The organism is Pseudomonas fluorescens group sp. PF-1, from assembly GCF_054481335.1.
Genome location: NZ_JBTMNG010000001.1, coordinates 1,079,670 through 1,097,924, shown reverse-complemented (window position 1 = coordinate 1,097,924; position 18,255 = coordinate 1,079,670). Strand labels below are relative to the sequence as shown.

The window sequence follows — 18,255 nt, the reverse complement described above, 5'->3', positions numbered from 1 at the left end:
CCTGAAGCGATTGAACGCCCAGGCCCTCCGAATTTCAACCGTGTCGTGTGGCGACGGTCAGAACACCACGGTTTTGTTGCCGTGCACCAGCACCCGGTCTTCCAGGTGATAACGCAGACCGCGGGCCAGCACCATTTTCTCGACGTCACGACCGAAACGCACCATGTCTTCGATGCTGTCGCTGTGGCTGACGCGCACCACGTCCTGCTCGATGATCGGCCCGGCGTCCAGCTCTTCGGTCACATAGTGGCAGGTCGCACCGATCAGTTTCACACCACGCAGGGAAGCCTGGTGGTAAGGCTTGGCACCGACGAACGATGGCAGGAAGCTGTGGTGAATGTTGATGACCTTGTGCGCATATTCGCGGCACAGTTCCGGTGGCAGGATTTGCATGTAGCGGGCCAGTACGACCACTTCGGCATCGTGCTGTTTGACCAGGCGCGAGACTTCGGCGAACGCCGGCTCCTTGTCCTGTGGATTGACCGGCACGTGGTAGTAGGGAATGCCGTGCCATTCGACCATGCTGCGCAGGTCGTCGTGGTTGGAAATCACACAGGCGATTTCACAGTCCAGTTCGTCGCTGTGCCAGCGATGCAGCAAATCAGCCAGGCAATGGGACTCGCGGCTGGCCATCAGGACCACGCGCTTCTTCTGCTCGGTATCGGTGATGCGCCAGTCCATCGAGAATTCTTCGGCAATCGGCGCAAAGGCTTCGCGCAAGGCTTCGATACCGAAAGGCAGCGAGTCGGCACGAATTTCGTGACGCATGAAGAACCAGCCACTGAGATTGTCCGAGTGATGACTCGCTTCAGTGATCCAGCCATTATGGGACGCCAGAAAATTACTGACTTTGGCAACGATGCCGACGCGGTCCGGGCAAGAAATCACCAGCCGAAAAGTGCGCATGAGGGGAAACTCCAGAACTTCGCAAAGGCGGGCATTCTAACGATTGCGCAGCAAAACTGCAGTATTGATGACGTAGCACCATGCCCGAGCGTCAGCGACAGGACCGTTGCCGCCGTCGGCAACCGGCGGTAACAGCGGCGTAGTTAAACATCTACAAGCATACAATTGTGAATATCCGCGCCGGTGTATCGCACTATTTAACCGCACATCCAGTGTGCGGCGAATTTCATCGCGACTAAATTAAATAAAACTCCCTTTAATGTTTACTTGATGAAACACCCTGACTATTATTGCGGCACTGTTCCCTGCCATCCTATGACCTGTATAAGGTAGTCATCATGTCCCTGATCAACGAATATCGTGCCACCGAAGAAGCTATCAAAGAGCTGCAAGCCCGTTTGAAGAACCTGTCCCAAGACGACAAACTGCAAACCGAGCTGGAATTCGAAGGCAAACTGCGCACCCTGATGGGCGAATACTCCAAGTCCCTGCGTGACATCATCGCGTTGCTGGATCCAGAATCCAAAACCAAAGCACCACGCGGCGGCGCTGTAAAAACTACCGGCACCAAACGTGCTCGCAAAGTTAAACAATACAAAAACCCGCACAACGGCGAAGTCATCGAAACCAAAGGTGGCAACCACAAGACTCTGAAAGAGTGGAAAGCCAAGTGGGGCGGTGACGTGGTCGAAGGCTGGGCTACCCTGCTGGGCTAAGCCGCGGTGCTTGTCGCGAAATGAACTGCAAAAAAAGAACGCCAGCATACGCTGGCGTTTTTTTATGCCCGGAGTTCAGGCTTCGGGGATTTTCGTTTTCAAAGACTCAAACGTTTACGCAACCCCTGGACATATTCCTGCCATTCATTCAGCACCGATTTTTGAAACGGTGTCGCAGTAACATTCAGTTGGGCTGCGGTCTGTACGAAACTTTCCAGGGTATTGGGCGCGCCCCACTCAGGCACTGACAAACGTTTCTGACAGAATAATCGCCAGCGTTCTTGCTCGTCGAAATTCAACGTATCGGGAAAGTTACGTGCACGATATCGAAACAATAATTCCGGCAAACGCTCATCATCGAACGGCCATTGCGCTTGCGCTAATTGTGCCGGATCGGCCATTCGCACTTGTTCGCACAGGCGTCGATCGCGATCACCGATAAAACCGTCGTATAACTGTTGTTCCGGGTCCTGACTCGCGGTGAAATCCTCGCGGGCGTATATCGCCGAGACTTTATCCTGCCAAACTTTTTTCGCATCGTTTAGCCGCAGCGCACGCTGCTGATAAAGCGCCATATCCAGCCCCAGCCGCTGCTGATCTTCCGGGCGAAGTACCGACATCGGCGCCACCACCGGGCATTTATTAATGTGAATGAGCTTGAGTGGAACCGGCAACTCACCTTCGGCCAGATCTTCGCGACGGGTATACAACCGCTGTCGCAATGTCTCGGCGTCCAGGTCGAGCAGACCCTGAGGATCCAGCTGCAGATCACAGACGATCAAGGCGTTCTTGTTACGCGGGTGCCAGGCCAGGGGCAACACCACACCGACGTAATTGCGCGTCGCGGAAAAGCGCCCGGAGACATGCACCATCGGCTGCAGCAATCGAATCTGATCCAACACCTTTTGCTTGCTGCGCAGATTAAACAGCCAGTCATACAGCTTCGGTTGCTTTTCCCGGATCAGCCGCGCCAGCGCGATGGTGGCCCGTACATCCGATAGCGCTTCGTGGGCGTTGCCATGGTCGATGCCATTGGCGGCGGTCAAACGTTCGAGCTTGAGCGTCACCCGGCCTTCTTCATCCATCGGCCAGACGATGCCATCGGGGCGCAAGGCATAGGCCGCGCGCACTACATCGATCAGATCCCAGCGACTGTTACCACCCTGCCACTCCCGCGCGTACGGGTCGAAAAAGTTGCGATAGAGGCTGTATCGAGTCATTTCGTCGTCGAAACGCAAGGTGTTGTAACCCGCACCGCAAGTACCGGGCGCCGCGAGTTGGGCATGCACCCGGGTCATGAAGTCAGCTTCACTCAGGCCGTGTTCGGCCAATTGACCCGGGGTTATGCCGGTGATCGCGCAGGCCGCCGGATGCGGCAGGATGTCGTCACTGGGCTGACAATAGAGATTGACCGGCTCGTCTATTTCATTGAGATCGAAGTCGGTACGCAGTCCCGCCATTTGCAGTGGGCGATCGCAACGGGGGTTGATGCCCGTCGTTTCATAGTCGTACCAGAAGATGGAGGTCACGGGCTATTCCTGAACTGAAGATCGGCGAAGTCTAGGCGTTCGTATCCCGCCCCGGCCAGCAAACTTGTCATTGAATCATCTCTGCTTGTTTAACGTGCAATACATGTTGTGTCGTATTCCCCGGCGAGGCTGCTAGCATCCGTAGGACAGTCCATCCCGATCAGGCCACATCATCAGGTAGCCCATGCTCGAGACTACAGCACTGCCAAGGAAAGCAACGCTGTCCCTGCCACTGGATACGCGGTATCAAGTCGAAACGCCGGAAGGCATCGATTTGCCATTGCGCCCGGCCGGGCTGATGGTCCGTGCGCTGGCGTTCACCATCGACCTGATGCTGCGCGGGTTGATCCTCGGCTCGCTGTTCATTGTTTTGGCGATGCTCGGAAAACTGGGCGCCGGACTGGGCTCACTGCTGATCTTCGCGGTGAGCTGGTGGTATATGGTGCTGTTCGAAGTCCTCAACCAGGGACGTTCACCGGGCAAACAGTGGATGGGCCTGCGCGTGGTACAGGACGACGGCACCCCCATTGGCTGGTCGGCATCGTTGCTGCGTAACCTGTTGCGATGTGTCGACCTGTTGCCGTTCGGTTACTTCCTCGGCGCCATCAGTTGCTTGCAACACCCTGGATTCAAACGCCTCGGTGACATTGCCGCCGGCACCCTGGTCATCTACCGCGAACAACCACTGAGCCGGCCGCAGCTGCCGCCCGCCGAACCCCGCCGCCCTGCATTTCCCCTGACACTGGCCGAGCAAAGGGCCATCATCGGCTTCGCCGAGCGCCAGAGTGAACTCTCTGCCGCCAGGGTCAACGAACTCGCGTCCATCCTCGCCCAACCACTGCAGATTCGGCCGCCACAGGCGGTGGCCGAGCTCAACGGCATCGCCCGTGGTTTGTTGGGGTCGGCATGAAGCAAAGTCTTTTCGAACATCGGCACATGGCCGAATGGGAGCAGTTTTCCCGGACGCTGGACAAACTGGAGGGGGACAAGAACGCCGTCGGCGTCGAAAACTTCCCCAGCGATTATCGCCGTCTCTGCCAGCACCTGGCATTGGCGCGGGAGCGTGGCTACAGCAGTTTTCTCATCGACTCGTTGCAGCAACAAGCACTGCGCGGGCATCAACAGCTTTATCGCCACCGCAGCCGACTCGGCCCCCATGTATTGAGTTTCATCCTGGCGGACTTCCCTCGGCTGGTGCGTGAGCAATGGCGTTTCGTGCTGGCTGCCTGCCTGATGTTTTTTGGCAGTCTGATCGGCTTCGCGCTATTGGTGTACCTGTACCCGGAACTGATCTACAGCCTGATTCCAGCCGAACAGGTGAGTGAGATGCAGGGCATGTACGATCCTGACGCCGGTCACCTGGGACGCTTGGCGGAACGCGCGGCCAGTGAAGACTGGGCGATGTTCGGCTACTACATCATGCACAACATCGGGATCGCCTTTCAGACCTTCGCCAGCGGTTTGCTGTTTGGCCTGGGCAGCGCATTCTTCCTGATTTTCAACGGCCTGATGATCGGCGCGGTAGCCGGGCATCTGACCCGGATTGGCTTTGGGCAAACTTTCTGGTCATTCGTGATCGGCCATGGTGCCTTCGAACTGACGGCCATCGCCCTGGCCGGAGCCGCCGGCCTGCAATTGGGCTGGGCATTGATTGCACCAGGGCGCCAGCCCCGTGGGGAGGCCTTGCTGGTGGCGGCGCGCAAGAGCGTGTTACTGATTTGCGGGGTCATGCTGTTTCTGCTGGTTGCGGCTTTTATCGAAGCCTACTGGTCGTCGATGACGGCGCCCTCGCCCCTGATCAAATACCTGGTCGGTGCGGCACTATGGATGTTGATGGCGGCGTATTTGCTGTTTGCCGGACGGAGCCGCCATGCGCCTGAGTGACGCCTGCGTGGTGATCCGTCCGCGTCCGACCTGGGAAGCCATGGACCTCGGCGTGTTGTTGAGCCAACGCCACCGGCGCCTGCTGATGACCAGTTGGGCCATCGTCACCTTGCCGGTTTTCGTGCTGTTCAGCGCGGTCTTCTGGACATCGCCGTCTCTCGCGATATTCCTTTTCTGGTGGCTGAAACCGGCCTTCGAACGCCTGCCGTTGTTCATTCTGTCCAAAGCCATGTTCGGTGAAACGCCCACACTGAAACAGGCGCTTTTCCAATGGCCGCGACTGCTCCAGCCCCAATTGCTGGCCAGCCTGACCTGGCGAAGACTGAGCCTGAGCCGCAGTTTTCTATTACCAGTGGTGCAGCTCGAAGGCCTGGGCGCAGAGGCGCGACAGCAGCGCATACAGGTGTTGTTACAGCGTGACGCCGGTGCGGCGCGGTGGCTGACGGTAATAGGCGCGCATCTGGAAACAGCGCTGTGGATCGGCATGATGGTGCTGTTCTACCTGCTCTTGCCACAACAGGTTGCACTCGACTGGAACTGGCAGTCGCTGATTGCTGCCGGCACTCAGGATTGGCAATGGCTGGAACACCTGACCAATGCCTTCTATGTCCTGGTGCTGATCGTTTGGGAGCCCATCTACGTTGCCTGCGGGTTCAGCCTGTACCTGAACCGGCGCACCGTGCTGGAAGCCTGGGACATCGAACGGGTATTCCGCCAGCTCCGCAAGCGTTTGAACGGTGCATCGGTTGCGTTGCTCCTGACGATAATGCTGTCGATGCCGAACGCGCAGAACGCCTGGGCAGCCGAGTCGGCCATGACACCTGACAGCCCGCGTTTGCTGGAACAACCACTGACCAGCCAGGCGTCCCGCGACAGCATCAAGGCAATCCTTGAGCAGCCGCCCTTCCAGAACAGGGAAACCGTGACCCGTTATCGCTTTGGCGAGGCGCAAGCGACCCGCGAAAACCAGAGCGACGACCGCACTCTCGAGTGGCTCAAAGCGCTGTTGAAGCTGTTTGACAGCCAGCGCTTCAGTGCATTGGCCACGCTGATCGAAGTGGTGTTGTGGGGGGCCGTGATGGCGGCCATCGGCGGGTTGATCTGGCGTTATCGTGACGGGTTGCAGGCTTTCTTCAGCCGTCGCCCGAGGCCGCGCGAAAAAGCCGCGCGACCGTTACCGCAGCAGGCTTTCGGCCTGGACCTGAGTCCTGACACGCTCCCCCACGACATCGCCGCCAGCGCCGAAAGCCTCTGGCAAACCCACCCTCGGGAAGCGCTGGGATTGCTCTATCGCGCGCTGCTCAGCCACTTGCTGCACGACTTCAACATCGCGTTGAAAGCCGCCGACACTGAAGGTCAAGTCCTGGAGCGTGTCGAACAATTACAACAACCGGCCCTGTCGGCTTACAGCAGAAACCTGACCGGACACTGGCAGAACATGGCCTACGGTCATCAACCGCCACCGGCACATGTGCGACAGCAATTGTGCGATGGCTGGCGCAGCTTGTTCGGCCCGGAGGCAGTCCATTGATCCGGCGTGCCTGGCTAATGGTTGGCGTAATCATTGCCATGTTGCTGGGCGCACTGAGTATTTATCTGTACCTCAAGGCAATCCCCTATCCGGCGGAAATCGACCACGGCCCCTCGCCCGAAGCCCAGGCCAATCCCTACCTGGCCGCCGAACATTTCCTGCGCAAACAGGGCCTGACCGTCAGCCATGCCAACCGCTTCGATGTCCTGCCCAGCCTGGAGCCACGTCACCACAGCCTGCTGTTGCTCGGCGACCGCTACACCATGACACCCCGGCAAATTGACCAGCTGATGAGCTGGACCCGGGCCGGCGGGCGCCTGTTGTTCGTCGCTCAGTCGCTGTGGGATGAGAAGACCGGACAAAGTAACGATCTGTTGCTGGACCGGGTCCAGTTGCACCAATCGTTGAGCAAAGACCTCAAGGCCCCACCGCCCGTCATCAGCGACGACCCCTATCCCACACTCACCAAGCTCTATCTGGAAAACGAACACGCGCCGGCCTACGCCAGCTTCGACACCGCGTTCCATCTCGAAGACCCGAACAACCTCGCCCAGTCCTGGGCCAACAGTGCCAAGGGCACGCACATGATGCAGCTCAACCATGGGCTTGGCTCGATCATTGTGGTGACCGATGCCGACCTGTGGAAAACCCCCGCTATCGATCAATACGACAACGCCTGGCTGCTCTGGTACCTGACCGCGGACACGAACGTGACCCTGTTGTTCAACACCGATCACGACAGCCTGTGGACCTTGTTGTTGCGTTATTTCCCCCAGGCGCTGGTTGCCCTGATCGCCTTGATCGGCCTGGTTTTCTGGCACGTCGGCGTGCGTCACGGCCCGCTACTGAAGCCGGCGACGAAGGCTCGTCGCCAATGGCAGGAGCACTTGCACGCCAGTGCCGATTTCATGCTGCGCCGCAGCGGTCAGGGCCGTCTGTTGGAAGCCTTGCAGCAGGACATCCTGCGTCGCATGCGACGGCGCCACCCGGGTTATGAACAACTCGACGTCAGCGAACAATGGCAGGTGCTCGCACGCCTGACCGGCCAACCCACACACGCTATTAGCCAGGCCATGAGCCCGCGACCGAAGCAACGGCTTTCCAGCGGCGAATTCAGCCGCCTGGTCGCTCAGCTGCAAACCCTGAGGAATGCCTTATGATCTGGCGCCTGAAAAGCGTTGGATTTCCGTGAAATTGGAAACAGACACGTGGAAACTCAGGTGTTTCAGGGTCTATTCAATGCTCTAACTGATGAGTGCAGAGGACGGCAGAAGGAGTCCCTGGAGCAGCGACTCTGGATCATTCCACCGATCATGAAGTGTGGCGCTCCCCCTCGCCTCACTTACACATTGAAATAGTCATGCAACGGATCCTTTAGCCATTCCTGTAGTTCTGCTTCGGCCTGCTCCAGTGCGGTGCGATTGAGCAGTTTGCGCAATAGGGCAATGTTCACCGCGCGGGCCCGGAGGTTGAAGGCCGAACTGCGTTCGCCGGTTTGGGACGGTTGATAGATGCCAAGCTTTTCGTACAGCTGCTGCAAGCGGTTCTGCACGCTGCGCAACGACAGGCTGCGGCGGTTGGCGATGGTGCGGTCGGTCAGCCCCAAGGCGATGTCTTGCAGCACTTCGTATTCTGCATCGGTAAGGCCCACCGACTGGTCCTGGGCCTTTTGCTGGACGCCGCGAATCTCGCGGTCGATCACGCATTGCTGCTCGATGAACAGGCTGCGCAGCGCCAGGCGCAGGCGTTCTTCGGACGCGGTCTTGAGGATGTAGCCGTAGGCCGCCCCTTGCGGAACGATGCGCGCAATGCCGCGTACATAGGCTTCATCGGCATAGTTGGACCAGAACAGAATCGAGGTCTCGGGACGCTCCTTCCAGATCGTCTTGGCCGCCTCGACGCCCGTTCGCCTGGGCATTTGCAGGTCCATCACCACACACGCCACTTGATGCTCGTGGGCCAGACGCTCACCGATCTGGCCGTCGTCGGCCTCCAGCAGGCGCGAGCATTCGGGCATGGCGGCTTCTATGACTTCTTTGAGGAAGGCGCGGTGCACCGGATCGTCTTCTATCAACAGAACGTCCATCAAATCTCCGGATCGCTAGTCAGGTGGTATTCGTCCAGGGGCAACCTTATGCACACCCGTGTGCCCTTGCCCTGTTCGCCACGGTCGATTTGCACCTTGGCACCCAGCAACTGGGCGCGGATCTGCATGTTTTTGATGCCCCCGGTATCCAGGCGATTGCTGCAATCAAGGCCCAGGCCATCGTCGATGATGGTCAGGTTCAGATGGCGCCGCGAGCGGCTGATGTCGATGGCAATCGAGTCCGGCGAAGCGTGTTTGATCGCATTGTTGACCGCTTCCTGAATGATGCGGAATAAAGCGATTTTTTGCGGCTCGGCCAGGCGATTGGCTTGGCCCAAGGTGTTGTCGCGCAGGTGCGTGGCAATTTCCAGCCCGCTATTGCGCACGCTGCGCAGGAGCAAGTCCTCCAGGCCTTCTTCGAAACCGAACAGCTGCAGCACCGTGGGTTTGACCGCATCAATGATAGAGCGCAGCTCTTGCATGCTCTCCTGCAAGGCCTGGCTGATGGGACGCAATGTCTCGCCGCTCAGGCTGTCTTGCAGTTGCAGGCGGGCGAGGCGTCGATGCAGGCGGGTCATGTCGGCCAGGGTCTGGTCGTGCAAGTCCATGCCGATGCGCTGGCGTTCGTTTTCCAGCTCTTCGGTCAGGCGCAAGGCCCCGAGGCGCAAGCCTTCTTCCCGGGCGCGGGTCTGGGCCTGGGCGATGGCCAGTTCCTTGGCCTGGTCGGTCTGGCGCAAGGCGTATAGATAAGAGGCGAGCAGGTCGGCGACGTGTTGGGCATGGTGCACATCGTCCAGGGTGTAGTAATTGGCCGAGTGCATGGAGCAGCTCAAGGCGCCGATCACTTCGTTTCGCACCCGCAACGGCACATGCAATCGACTGCGCAGTTGGGCATCGAAAATCGGCCGGTTGAACGCACCGGGAAACTGAAAACGCGGGTCGTTCATCGCGTCATCACTGAGGATGAAGGGCGCTTCCCCCAGCAACAAAGTGCGCAACGGGCTTTGCGACACTGGCAACGGCTGCTTGGCAAAACCGCTCCATGAGGTATGAACACCGGCCTCGTAGGCAGTGTGCAGATGGTTTTCGGCATTGAGCAGCAACAGGCTCACGTCGAGGTGATCGTGGGGCAGGATGAAGCGGATCTGCTCGGAGACCGCATTGATCATCGACTGGAAGTCCAGCAAGCCAGCCAGGGCCCTGGAGATGCCGAGAAAGTGTTTGAGCACTTCTTCGGCCTGAATGTGTGGTCGTAGCACGATGGTTTCGGCTCTGATTTTGTCCGGCTCACCATACGCCGTGTGCGGTGTGTCCACCACGCCAAGCAGGCGGGCGAGTGAAGGTTTGCGGTGTCGCGCGGGTTTTGTGCGGGATCCCGCACCCATCATGCGTGTATCCGCCGAAAGTCTGCACCTATAGCCACAGACACCGCCTGCTCAGGGGGTGCAGACTGGCCCCGAATGCGTAGTACCACCGGTCAGTTGTTCGCCTGCTGCCGAAAGCCCACAACAATAACAAGGGTCACACTATGAAATTCCAACCATTGCGCTGTGCGCTGCTGTCCAGTGCACTGATTCTGCTGCCAAGCTTCGCCGCTCTGGCCGATACCTCCGATAAAACGATTGCCTTGTCCAACAACTATGCGGGTAACTCCTGGCGTCAGGGCATGCTTGCCAGTTGGCAACAAACCACGGAAAAAGCCGTCAAGGACGGGGTGATCGCCGGTGCCGATTCGTTCACCACGGGTGAGAACCAAGCCACGGAACAAGCGGCGCAAATCCAGAACCTGATCCTGCAGGGTTACAACGCCATCGTCATTGATGCTGCATCGCCCACCGCCCTCAACGGCGCGGTGAAGCAGGCGTGTGACGCAGGCATCATCGTCGTTTCCTTTGACGGCGTGGTCACCGAGCCTTGCGCCTACCGCATCTCCATGGACTTCAAGCAAAGCGGCATCGCCCAGATGGACTATCTGGCCGAGCGTTACCCCGACGGTGCCAATGTGCTGGAGGTGCGCGGCCTGGCCGGGGTCTCTGTGGATGAGCTGATTCACTCCGGAATTGTGGCCGGCGCGCAGAAGCATCCCAAGCTCAAACTGGTCGGTTCGGTGAATGGCAACTGGTCCCAGACCGCCGCGCAAAAAGCGGTGGCCGGGGTGCTGCCCAGCTTGCCGAAAATCGACGCGGTGGTGGCCCAGGGTGATGATGGTTACGGCGTGGCCCAGGCGTTTACCGCGGCGGGGCGACCGATCCCGACCATCATGTTCGGCAACCGCGAGGAAGAGCTGTCGTGGTGGAAGAAACAGAAAGACGCCAATGGTTACCAGTCCTTCTCCATCTCCAGCGCACCGAGTATTTCCAGCCTGGCGTTCTACGTCGCCCAACAACTGCTGGATGGCAAAGAACTGCCCCACGACTTGCTCTCGCCAGCGCTCAGTGTGACCCAGGACACCCTGGAATCCTCGCTCAAGGGCGTTGAAAAGGGCGGGATTGTCAGTCAGGTCTACAGCATCGAAGACGTCGCGGGCCTGAAAACCTCATCCGCCCAATAACCAACGCACATCGCGTCGCGGTGTTTGGCTGAGCGGCGTGGCACTGTCGAGGAGGCTGTTATGACTTTCCCCAACCCTGCGTTGGTGACCTTTACGGGCACTGGCAAGTCGTTCGGCGCGGTGCGTGCGCTGAGCGAGGTCAATCTGAGTTTTCACCGGGGTGAATGCCTGGGCCTGATCGGTCACAACGGCGCCGGTAAATCCACCCTGATGCAGGTGCTGGCCGGTACCCTGAGTGCCGATTGCGGCGTGTTGCACTTGGCCAGGCATGAAGTGCGCAGCAGTTACAACGTGCAGATGGCCCGCCAGCACGGCATTCGTTGCGTGTTTCAGGAACTGTCTTTGTGCCCGAACCTGAGCGTTGCCGAGAACCTGCGGCTGATGTCGCCAGCGATTCGTGGCTGGGGTTGGCGCCGACAGGCCAAGGCGCTGATCGACGCCAGCCTTGATGAGATTTTTCCCGGCCATGGTATTGCAGCCGACGACATCGTCGCCGAGCTGCCGATTGGCAAGCGGCAGATGGTTGAGATTGCCCGTGCTTTTGTCCAGGTGGATGAGCGCCTGGAACTGGTGATTCTCGACGAGCCCACCTCTTCGCTGGACGCCCGGGTGGCCGAGCAGTTGCTGGGTTTCGTCCGGCGCTTCGTGGCGGGTGGCGGCAGCGTGGTGCTGATCAGCCATATCCTCGGTGAGATGCTAGACACCTGCGACCGCATTGCGGTGATGCGCGATGGCCGCATCGTGGAGATTCGCCCGGCGGGGGATTTCAGTCACGCCTCGCTGGTGGAATGCATGGGCAGCGCGACCAAGGAGGCAGTACAGCAGCAGGCGTTTGTCTCCCGTCGTGAAGGCAAGGCCGCAGTGGTCGAACAGCGGCCGGCGCGCCAGGTCGATGGCCAGACGGTCAAGGCACATACCGGTGAAATCGTCGGTCTGGCGGGCCTGGCCGGGCATGGTCAGAGCCAACTGCTGATTCAAGTGTTGCGCCAACGCATCACCCGCGGCCAGGGGGCGGCGCTGGTGGCCGGTGATCGGCAGACCGATGGCGTTTTCCCGCTGTGGTCGATTGCCGAAAACATCACCATCAGTTCCCTGGCGGACCTCAAGCGCGGCGCCTTGATCGATCCACAAGCCGAACGCGCCATGGCCGAACAATGGCAGACCCGCATGGGCATTCGTACGCCGGACATGGACAACCCGATTCTTTCATTGTCCGGCGGAAACCAGCAAAAGGCCCTGTTCGCCAGGGCCCTGGCCTCGCGTAATGACCTGATCCTGATGGACGACCCCATGCGCGGCGTCGATGTGGGCACCAAACGCGAGGTGTATTCGATCATCGCCCAAGAGGCCGCCAAAGGCCGGACCTTTATCTGGTACACCACCGAACTGGAAGAGCTCGACTACTGCGATCACATCTATGTGTTTCGCGACGGTCAGGTGGTGTTGGATCTACCCCGCAACGAATTGAGCGAGGAGCAGATTTTGCGTTGCTCCTTCGAGGAACAACCGGCATGAACCCATCCCTGTCCTTGAGCGCGCAAGCGCTGAAAAAACCGCAGATCAATCGTGCGCGGCTACTACGCAGCGCCTTGCCTGGCTTGTCGCTGGCGTTGCTGCTGGTGGCGATTTTCATCATTCAGCCACGGGCCATAAGCTACATGGGCATGAACCTGATGCTCAACCTCGCGGTGCCGATTGCCTTGGCAACCATCGCGCAGATGCTGATCATCACGGTCAATGACCTGGACCTGTCCCTGGGCAGTTTCATCAGTTTCGTTGCCTGCGTCGCGGCCACTTTGCTCAACGAGTATCCGCTGCTCGGTTGCCTCGCATTGCTGGCCTGTATCGCGGTGTACGCGCTGATTGGGGCGTTGATCCATACCCGCAATTTGCCGTCGATCGTAGTGACGTTGGGCATGTCGTTTATCTGGATGGGCGGTGCCGTGTTGCTGCTACCCGCGCCCGGCGGCAGCGCGCCGCACTGGCTGCAAAGCCTGGTGCGGATCAAGACACCCTGGCTGCCGTTCGCAATCATCGTCTGCATAGTACTGGCATTGCTGGTGCATGCCTTCCTCATGCGTTCGCCCCTCGGCGTGGTGTTGCGCGGGGCGGGCGGCAACCCGCTGGCGGTGGCCAAGGCCGGTTGGTCGCTGCTGCGCATCAAGGTCTCGCTCTATGCCCTGGCCGGCAGTTTTGGCGTATTGGCCGGATTGTTCCTGGTGGGCCTGACCACCTCGGCGGACGCCACCATCGCCCTGCGCTACACCTTGCTGTCGATTGCCGGGGTGATCCTCGGTGGCGGCGAATTTGTCGGCGGTCGGGTGTCACCGATTGGCGCGGTACTGGGTGCCTTGACCCTGGTGCTGGCCGGTTCGTTGTTGTCATTCATGCGCATTTCCCCTGACTGGCAGATCGGTGCCCAGGGCGCAATCCTGATTCTGGTGCTGGCCCTGCGTGCCGCCGTCAATCGCCTGGAGACCCGGCCCCTATGAACCCTCGTGCTTCGTTGTCCACGCTGACGCGCAAACCCTGGTTATGGTCGTTTTTGGCGGCATTGCTGATCTGGCTGGCGACCATCGCCTTTACCGGTGGAGCGGGCGCCGGTTCGCTGCTGTCGGGCGCCCTGAGTTTTTCGGCGTTTTTCGTCATCGTCGGCATCGGTCAGATGTTCGTCATCACAACCGGTCCCGGCAATATCGACCTGTCGATCCCGGCCAATATCGCCTTGAGCGGCGCCATCGGCATGAAGTTGATGAACGGCGATCCAGGGTTGATCTGGCTCGGTGTGCTGGGCGTGTTCTGCAGCGGTCTGCTGGTGGGCTGTAGCAATTACGCGTTGATTCGCGTGCTGCGCATTCCGCCGATCATCGCCACCCTGTCCGCCAGTTTCCTGTTGCAGTCGATGGCCATCGCTTACGGCCGTAGCGTGCGGGTGCAACCGCCGGAAATTTTCTATCAGTTCTGCACCGGCAACCTGTGGGGCGTGCCGTACCTGGCGATCAGCGTTGTCGTGCTCGCGGTGCTGATGGCGGTGGTGCTCAATCGCACCCTTTACGGGCGTTGGGTCATCGCCATCGGCCAGAACCCGCGAGCCGCCGAACTGGCGGGTGGCCGGATCGGGCGTGTGCGATTTGCCACCTATGTGCTCAGCGCGTTGCTGGCCTCCTTGTGCGGATTGCTGCTGGCGGGCTTCTCCGGCGGTGCGTCCTTGAGCATGGGTGATGAATACCTGTTGGCCTCGATTGCCGTGGTGGTGATCGGCGGCACCTCGGTGGCAGGGGGTTTTTCCAACGTGCCAGGGATCTGGGGCGCATCGCTGTTTCTGTATTTACTGGTGAGCATGCTCAACACCTTCGGCACCAGCGCCGGGGTACGGATGATCCTCACCGGGTTAATCATCATCGCGGTGATTACCGCCGTCAGCGGCCGCAGATCGGCCCGCTCCGCTTGAATCTTGGGTACTGACATGTCCGAACCTGTTTACGAATACCTCGACCCGCGCTTTCGCGCGCTGACGTTGCCCAATACCCAGTTGGAGCGGCTGTACGACCAATGCCGCTGGGCCGAAGGTCCGGTGTGGTTCAACGATGGCGGCTACCTGCTGTGGAGTGACATTCCGAACCAGCGCATCTTGCGCTGGACCCCGGAGCAGGGCGTCTCGGTCTATCGCCACGCCTCGAACTTCGCCAACGGCAACACCCGAGATGTGCAGGGACGCTTGATCACCTGTGAGCACGGCACCCGCCGCGTGACCCGCACCGAGCCGGATGGCTCGATCACTGTGCTGGCCGAGCGCTTTGAAGGACGACGCCTGAATTCGCCGAACGATGTGGTGGTGCATCGCGATGGCGGCATCTGGTTCACCGACCCGACCTACGGAATCCTCAGCGACTACGAGGGCTTTAAGGCTGACCCTGAGCAGGCGAGTCGCAATGTCTACCGCATTGACCCGCGTAGCGGCGAGTTGAGCTGTGTCGCCGACGACTTTGTGCAGCCCAATGGCCTGGCTTTTTCGCCGGACGGCAGCACCCTCTACGTGGCCGATTCGGCGCGCACCCACGACCCCGATGCACCGCATCACATTCGTGCCCTGACGGTGCTGGACAATTGCCGGCTTGGCGCTTCGCGGGTGCTGGCGCAGATTGAGCCGGGGATTCCCGATGGGCTGCGGGTCGACGTGCAGGGCAATATCTGGACCAGCGCCGGGGACGGAATTCAGTGTTTCGCGCCGTGTGGCACATTGCTGGGCAAGATCCTGCTGCCGGAGAAAGTCGCCAACCTGACGTTTGGCGGGCCACGGCGCAATCGGTTATTCATTACCGCGAACACTTCGCTGTACATGATTCATGTGGCGGTGGCAGGGGCGCAAATGCCTTGAAACATTGCGCACCCGCCCCTCGATCCCGACAAGAGCGACCAAGCGGGTAGATAACTTCCTGAGCGGATTCGCGATGTAGCGCTCGTGATGGCCTAACCTCCACTTCAGACAACTCAAAACGAGAGGTCACTCCGGACGTGCAATCGTGCAGATTGGCAGCCAATCACAGGTTACGCACGTCAAAAAATGAAAAAACCAGATTAGGTAAGTGACTGATTTATGGAAGATAAACCACAGGTGACAGTCACCAGCGCTGCGCAAGTCGTGACGAGTGAACAGATCGAGCCCGGCACACCTGGCCATGCCGAGCAGCAACGCCTGCGCGCCAGCCAACTGGCCCAAGCGATACGCAACGAGCTGCAAAAAGTCGTGATCGGCCAGGGCAGCGTGATCGACGACGTTCTCACCGCACTGATTGCCGGCGGCCACGTATTGCTCGAAGGCGTGCCGGGGCTGGGCAAGACTTTGCTGGTACGCGCGCTGGCGCGTTGCTTCGGCGGTGATTTCGCCCGTATTCAGTTCACCCCGGACCTGATGCCCAGCGATGTCACCGGGCATGCGGTGTACGACCTGCAAACCGAGCAATTCAAACTGCGCAAAGGCCCGCTCTTCACCCACCTGTTACTGGCCGACGAGATCAACCGTGCCCCGGCGAAAACCCAGGCCGCCTTGCTCGAAGCCATGCAGGAGCGGCAAGTCACCCTGGAAGGTCGCGCCCTGCCGATCGCGCAGCCCTTCATGGTGCTCGCCACACAGAACCCCATCGAACAGGAAGGCACCTATCCACTGCCGGAAGCCGAGCTGGATCGCTTCATGCTCAAGGTGCGCATGGACTACCCGGACGCCGGGCAGGAACTGGACATGGTGCGTCAAGTCTGCCGCTCTACCCGCGCCGACATGCTCGACGTGCAACCATTGCGCACCCTCCTGCAGGCCAAAGACGTGCTGGTCCTGCAACGTATTGCCAGCGAACTGCCCCTGGACGATCAGGTGCTCGACTACGCCGTGCGTCTGGCCCGTACCACCCGCGGCTGGCCGGGACTGACACTCGGCGCCGGGCCCAGAGCCTCCATAGCCCTGGTGCGTTGCGCCAGGGCGCGGGCCCTGTTGCGCGGTGGCGAGTTCGTGATTCCGGACGACATCAAGGGCTGCGCGCTGGCCGTGCTGCGCCATCGGGTGCGCATCTCGCCAGAACTGGACATCGAAGGGCTGGAGGTCGATCACGTGCTACGGCAATTGCTCGATCAAGTACCGGCGCCACGCCTGTGAAACCGACCCGCCTGCTGTTGCTCTGGCTCGCCTTGCTGCTGGCCGTCGGCATCGTGCTGGGCACTGTGCGGGCATTGGGAATCGACGTTGCACCGAGCCTGCTTCGAATCAACTGGGCGTTGCTGCTGGCATTGCTGGTATTGGCTGCTCTGGACATCGTGCTGATCAAACGCCTGCCATCCCCGAGGGTTACCCGACGCCTGTCCGGCAGTCTGGCGCTGGGTCGATGGAGCGAAACCAACCTGGAGGTCGAGCATGATTTTTCCCAATCATTGAACATCCAGCTCTTCGACCACGTACCGGATGGGCTGAACGTTGAAAACCTGCCCCAGACGGTGGAACTTCAGCCCGGCCAACGCAGCCTGATCGGCTATCGTCTGCGCCCGCTCAAACGTGGTCACTTCAGCTTCGAACACTGCGAAGTCAGCCTGCCCGGCCCATTGGGCTTGTGGTCCGACAAACGCCTGCTGACCGTTCCGGACCAGACCCGTGTCTATCCGGATTTCGCCCGCCTTTACGGCGGCCAGTTACTGGCTGTGGATAACTGGCTCAGCCAGCTCGGCGTACGCCAACACCAACGCCGTGGCCAGGGGCAGGAGTTTCATCAGTTGCGCGAATTTCGCGAGGGCGACAGCCTGCGGCAAATCGACTGGAAGGCCACCGCCCGCCAACGCACGCCGATTGCCCGGGAGTATCAGGACGAACGTGACCAGCAGATAATCTTCCTGCTCGACTGCGGACGCCGCATGCGCAGTCAGGACGGCGAGCTGTCGCATTTCGACCATGCGCTCAATGCCTGCCTGCTGCTGAGTTACGTCGCACTACGCCAGGGCGACGCGGTGGGATTCAGCACCTTTGCGAGCGAGCAAGCTCGCTACCTCGCCCCAGTCAAAGGCACCGGGCAACTCAACGTTTTGCTCAATACGGTCTACGACCTGTACAGCAGTCAACATAGTGCTGACTATCAAACCGCCATCACCCAACTTTTGGCCCGACAAAAACGTCGAGCGCTGGTGGTGTTGATGACCAATCTGCGCGATGAAGATGATGAGGAACTGCTCACGGCCGTCAAACGAATGGGCAAACAGCATCAAGTGATCGTCGCCAGCATGAGGGAAGACGTACTCGACCGCATTCGCCAAGCCCCCGTGCAAACCTTGTCCGAGGCACTGGCCTACTGCGGAGCGATGGATTACCTCAATGCACGGACCAAACTCCACGAGAAACTGGACGCTCATGGGATATCAGCAATAAATGTCTTGCCCCGGGAATTGGGTGTGGACTTGTTAACGCGTTATCTGAACTGGAAAAAAAACGGTACGTTGTAGGGGGGGCGGTGGCATCAGGCGCAATCAAACATTCCCGCTCCAAAAAACATAAATCGCCTTACCAACAACGAACGCCC

The 18,255-nt window shown here is 59.8% G+C and carries 16 protein-coding genes; 12 read left to right on the top strand and 4 right to left on the bottom strand.

Features of this window, described 5'->3' with window-relative positions:
• Window positions 1–57: 57 nt before the first annotated feature.
• Complete coding sequence (gene purU, locus ACX3YD_RS05240) at window positions 58–906, bottom strand: formyltetrahydrofolate deformylase (RefSeq protein ID WP_020797876.1); 849 nt, start codon at window positions 904–906, stop codon at window positions 58–60.
• A 338-nt stretch (window positions 907–1,244) separates the two neighbouring features.
• Between purU and mvaT the strand changes: the two genes are divergently transcribed.
• Window positions 1,245–1,622, top strand: coding sequence for a histone-like nucleoid-structuring protein MvaT (mvaT, locus tag ACX3YD_RS05235; RefSeq protein WP_007933316.1), 378 nt, complete (start codon window positions 1,245–1,247; stop codon window positions 1,620–1,622).
• Between the two features lie 98 nt (window positions 1,623–1,720).
• On the opposite strand, the gene sbcB is transcribed toward mvaT, so the two are convergent.
• Window positions 1,721–3,151 carry an exodeoxyribonuclease I gene (gene sbcB, locus ACX3YD_RS05230; RefSeq protein WP_458959407.1) on the bottom strand — a complete coding sequence of 477 codons (1,431 nt, stop codon included), beginning with the start codon at window positions 3,149–3,151 and terminating at the stop codon, window positions 1,721–1,723.
• A gap of 184 nt (window positions 3,152–3,335) precedes the next feature.
• Between sbcB and ACX3YD_RS05225 the strand changes: the two genes are divergently transcribed.
• The 4 genes from ACX3YD_RS05225 to ACX3YD_RS05210 are packed head-to-tail and all read left to right on the top strand — an operon-like array spanning window position 3,336 to window position 7,726.
• Window positions 3,336–4,061 (top strand): RDD family protein, encoded by a 726-nt coding sequence (locus ACX3YD_RS05225; protein WP_458959406.1) that lies wholly within the window; start codon window positions 3,336–3,338, stop codon window positions 4,059–4,061.
• Complete coding sequence (locus ACX3YD_RS05220; protein ID WP_458959405.1) at window positions 4,058–5,035, top strand: stage II sporulation protein M; 978 nt, start codon at window positions 4,058–4,060, stop codon at window positions 5,033–5,035. The genes ACX3YD_RS05225 and ACX3YD_RS05220 overlap by 4 nt, the downstream gene beginning before the upstream one ends.
• A complete protein-coding gene (locus ACX3YD_RS05215) occupies window positions 5,022–6,566 on the top strand; it encodes a DUF4129 domain-containing protein (RefSeq protein WP_458959404.1) in 1,545 nt (514 codons plus the stop codon). The genes ACX3YD_RS05220 and ACX3YD_RS05215 overlap by 14 nt, the downstream gene beginning before the upstream one ends.
• The gene (locus ACX3YD_RS05210; protein ID WP_458959403.1) at window positions 6,563–7,726 is read left to right on the top strand and encodes a DUF4350 domain-containing protein; all 1,164 of its coding nucleotides are present in this window, start codon (window positions 6,563–6,565) and stop codon (window positions 7,724–7,726) included. Before ACX3YD_RS05215 ends, ACX3YD_RS05210 begins: the two co-directional genes overlap by 4 nt.
• A gap of 182 nt (window positions 7,727–7,908) precedes the next feature.
• Here the strand turns inward: ACX3YD_RS05210 and ACX3YD_RS05205 are convergent, their stop codons facing one another.
• Both ACX3YD_RS05205 and ACX3YD_RS05200 read right to left on the bottom strand, forming a co-directional pair.
• Entirely contained in the window at window positions 7,909–8,652 is a 744-nt protein-coding gene (locus ACX3YD_RS05205) for a response regulator transcription factor (protein WP_103403954.1), read from the bottom strand.
• On the bottom strand, window positions 8,652–10,040 hold the full coding sequence (locus ACX3YD_RS05200) for a GAF domain-containing sensor histidine kinase (RefSeq protein ID WP_256590202.1): 1,389 nt from the start codon (window positions 10,038–10,040) through the stop codon (window positions 8,652–8,654). The genes ACX3YD_RS05205 and ACX3YD_RS05200 overlap by 1 nt, the downstream gene beginning before the upstream one ends.
• Before the next feature lie 140 nt (window positions 10,041–10,180).
• Here ACX3YD_RS05200 and ACX3YD_RS05195 point away from each other — a divergent pair, with 140 nt between their 5' ends.
• The 7 genes from ACX3YD_RS05195 (at window position 10,181) to ACX3YD_RS05165 (ending at window position 18,178) form a co-directional block, all read left to right on the top strand.
• Window positions 10,181–11,203, top strand: coding sequence for a substrate-binding domain-containing protein (locus ACX3YD_RS05195; RefSeq protein WP_458959402.1), 1,023 nt, complete (start codon window positions 10,181–10,183; stop codon window positions 11,201–11,203).
• 60 nt (window positions 11,204–11,263) lie between these two features.
• On the top strand, window positions 11,264–12,718 hold the full coding sequence (locus ACX3YD_RS05190) for a sugar ABC transporter ATP-binding protein (RefSeq protein ID WP_458959401.1): 1,455 nt from the start codon (window positions 11,264–11,266) through the stop codon (window positions 12,716–12,718).
• A complete protein-coding gene (locus ACX3YD_RS05185) occupies window positions 12,715–13,695 on the top strand; it encodes an ABC transporter permease (RefSeq protein ID WP_458959400.1) in 981 nt (326 codons plus the stop codon). The genes ACX3YD_RS05190 and ACX3YD_RS05185 overlap by 4 nt, the downstream gene beginning before the upstream one ends.
• Entirely contained in the window at window positions 13,692–14,654 is a 963-nt protein-coding gene (locus ACX3YD_RS05180; protein ID WP_103403951.1) for an ABC transporter permease, read from the top strand. The genes ACX3YD_RS05185 and ACX3YD_RS05180 overlap by 4 nt, the downstream gene beginning before the upstream one ends.
• 15 nt (window positions 14,655–14,669) lie before the next feature.
• Window positions 14,670–15,581: an SMP-30/gluconolactonase/LRE family protein gene (locus ACX3YD_RS05175; protein WP_090464682.1), complete on the top strand. Its 912-nt coding sequence runs from the start codon at window positions 14,670–14,672 to the stop codon at window positions 15,579–15,581.
• 219 nt (window positions 15,582–15,800) lie between these two features.
• Window positions 15,801–16,850, top strand: coding sequence for an AAA family ATPase (locus ACX3YD_RS05170; protein WP_458959399.1), 1,050 nt, complete (start codon window positions 15,801–15,803; stop codon window positions 16,848–16,850).
• Window positions 16,847–18,178, top strand: coding sequence for a DUF58 domain-containing protein (locus ACX3YD_RS05165; protein WP_458959398.1), 1,332 nt, complete (start codon window positions 16,847–16,849; stop codon window positions 18,176–18,178). Before ACX3YD_RS05170 ends, ACX3YD_RS05165 begins: the two co-directional genes overlap by 4 nt.
• Window positions 18,179–18,255 lie beyond the last annotated feature (77 nt).

Coding starts and splice junctions, on each gene's coding strand:
- purU (WP_020797876.1), bottom strand. CDS start 906: ATGCGCACTTTTCGGCTGGTGATTTCTTGCCCGGACCGCGTCGGCATC.
- mvaT (WP_007933316.1), top strand. CDS start 1,245: ATGTCCCTGATCAACGAATATCGTGCCACCGAAGAAGCTATCAAAGAG.
- ACX3YD_RS05225 (WP_458959406.1), top strand. CDS start 3,336: ATGCTCGAGACTACAGCACTGCCAAGGAAAGCAACGCTGTCCCTGCCA.
- ACX3YD_RS05220 (WP_458959405.1), top strand. CDS start 4,058: ATGAAGCAAAGTCTTTTCGAACATCGGCACATGGCCGAATGGGAGCAG.
- ACX3YD_RS05215 (WP_458959404.1), top strand. CDS start 5,022: ATGCGCCTGAGTGACGCCTGCGTGGTGATCCGTCCGCGTCCGACCTGG.
- ACX3YD_RS05205 (WP_103403954.1), bottom strand. CDS start 8,652: ATGGACGTTCTGTTGATAGAAGACGATCCGGTGCACCGCGCCTTCCTC.
- ACX3YD_RS05200 (WP_256590202.1), bottom strand. CDS start 10,040: ATGATGGGTGCGGGATCCCGCACAAAACCCGCGCGACACCGCAAACCT.
- ACX3YD_RS05195 (WP_458959402.1), top strand. CDS start 10,181: ATGAAATTCCAACCATTGCGCTGTGCGCTGCTGTCCAGTGCACTGATT.
- ACX3YD_RS05190 (WP_458959401.1), top strand. CDS start 11,264: ATGACTTTCCCCAACCCTGCGTTGGTGACCTTTACGGGCACTGGCAAG.
- ACX3YD_RS05185 (WP_458959400.1), top strand. CDS start 12,715: ATGAACCCATCCCTGTCCTTGAGCGCGCAAGCGCTGAAAAAACCGCAG.
- ACX3YD_RS05180 (WP_103403951.1), top strand. CDS start 13,692: ATGAACCCTCGTGCTTCGTTGTCCACGCTGACGCGCAAACCCTGGTTA.
- ACX3YD_RS05175 (WP_090464682.1), top strand. CDS start 14,670: ATGTCCGAACCTGTTTACGAATACCTCGACCCGCGCTTTCGCGCGCTG.
- ACX3YD_RS05170 (WP_458959399.1), top strand. CDS start 15,801: ATGGAAGATAAACCACAGGTGACAGTCACCAGCGCTGCGCAAGTCGTG.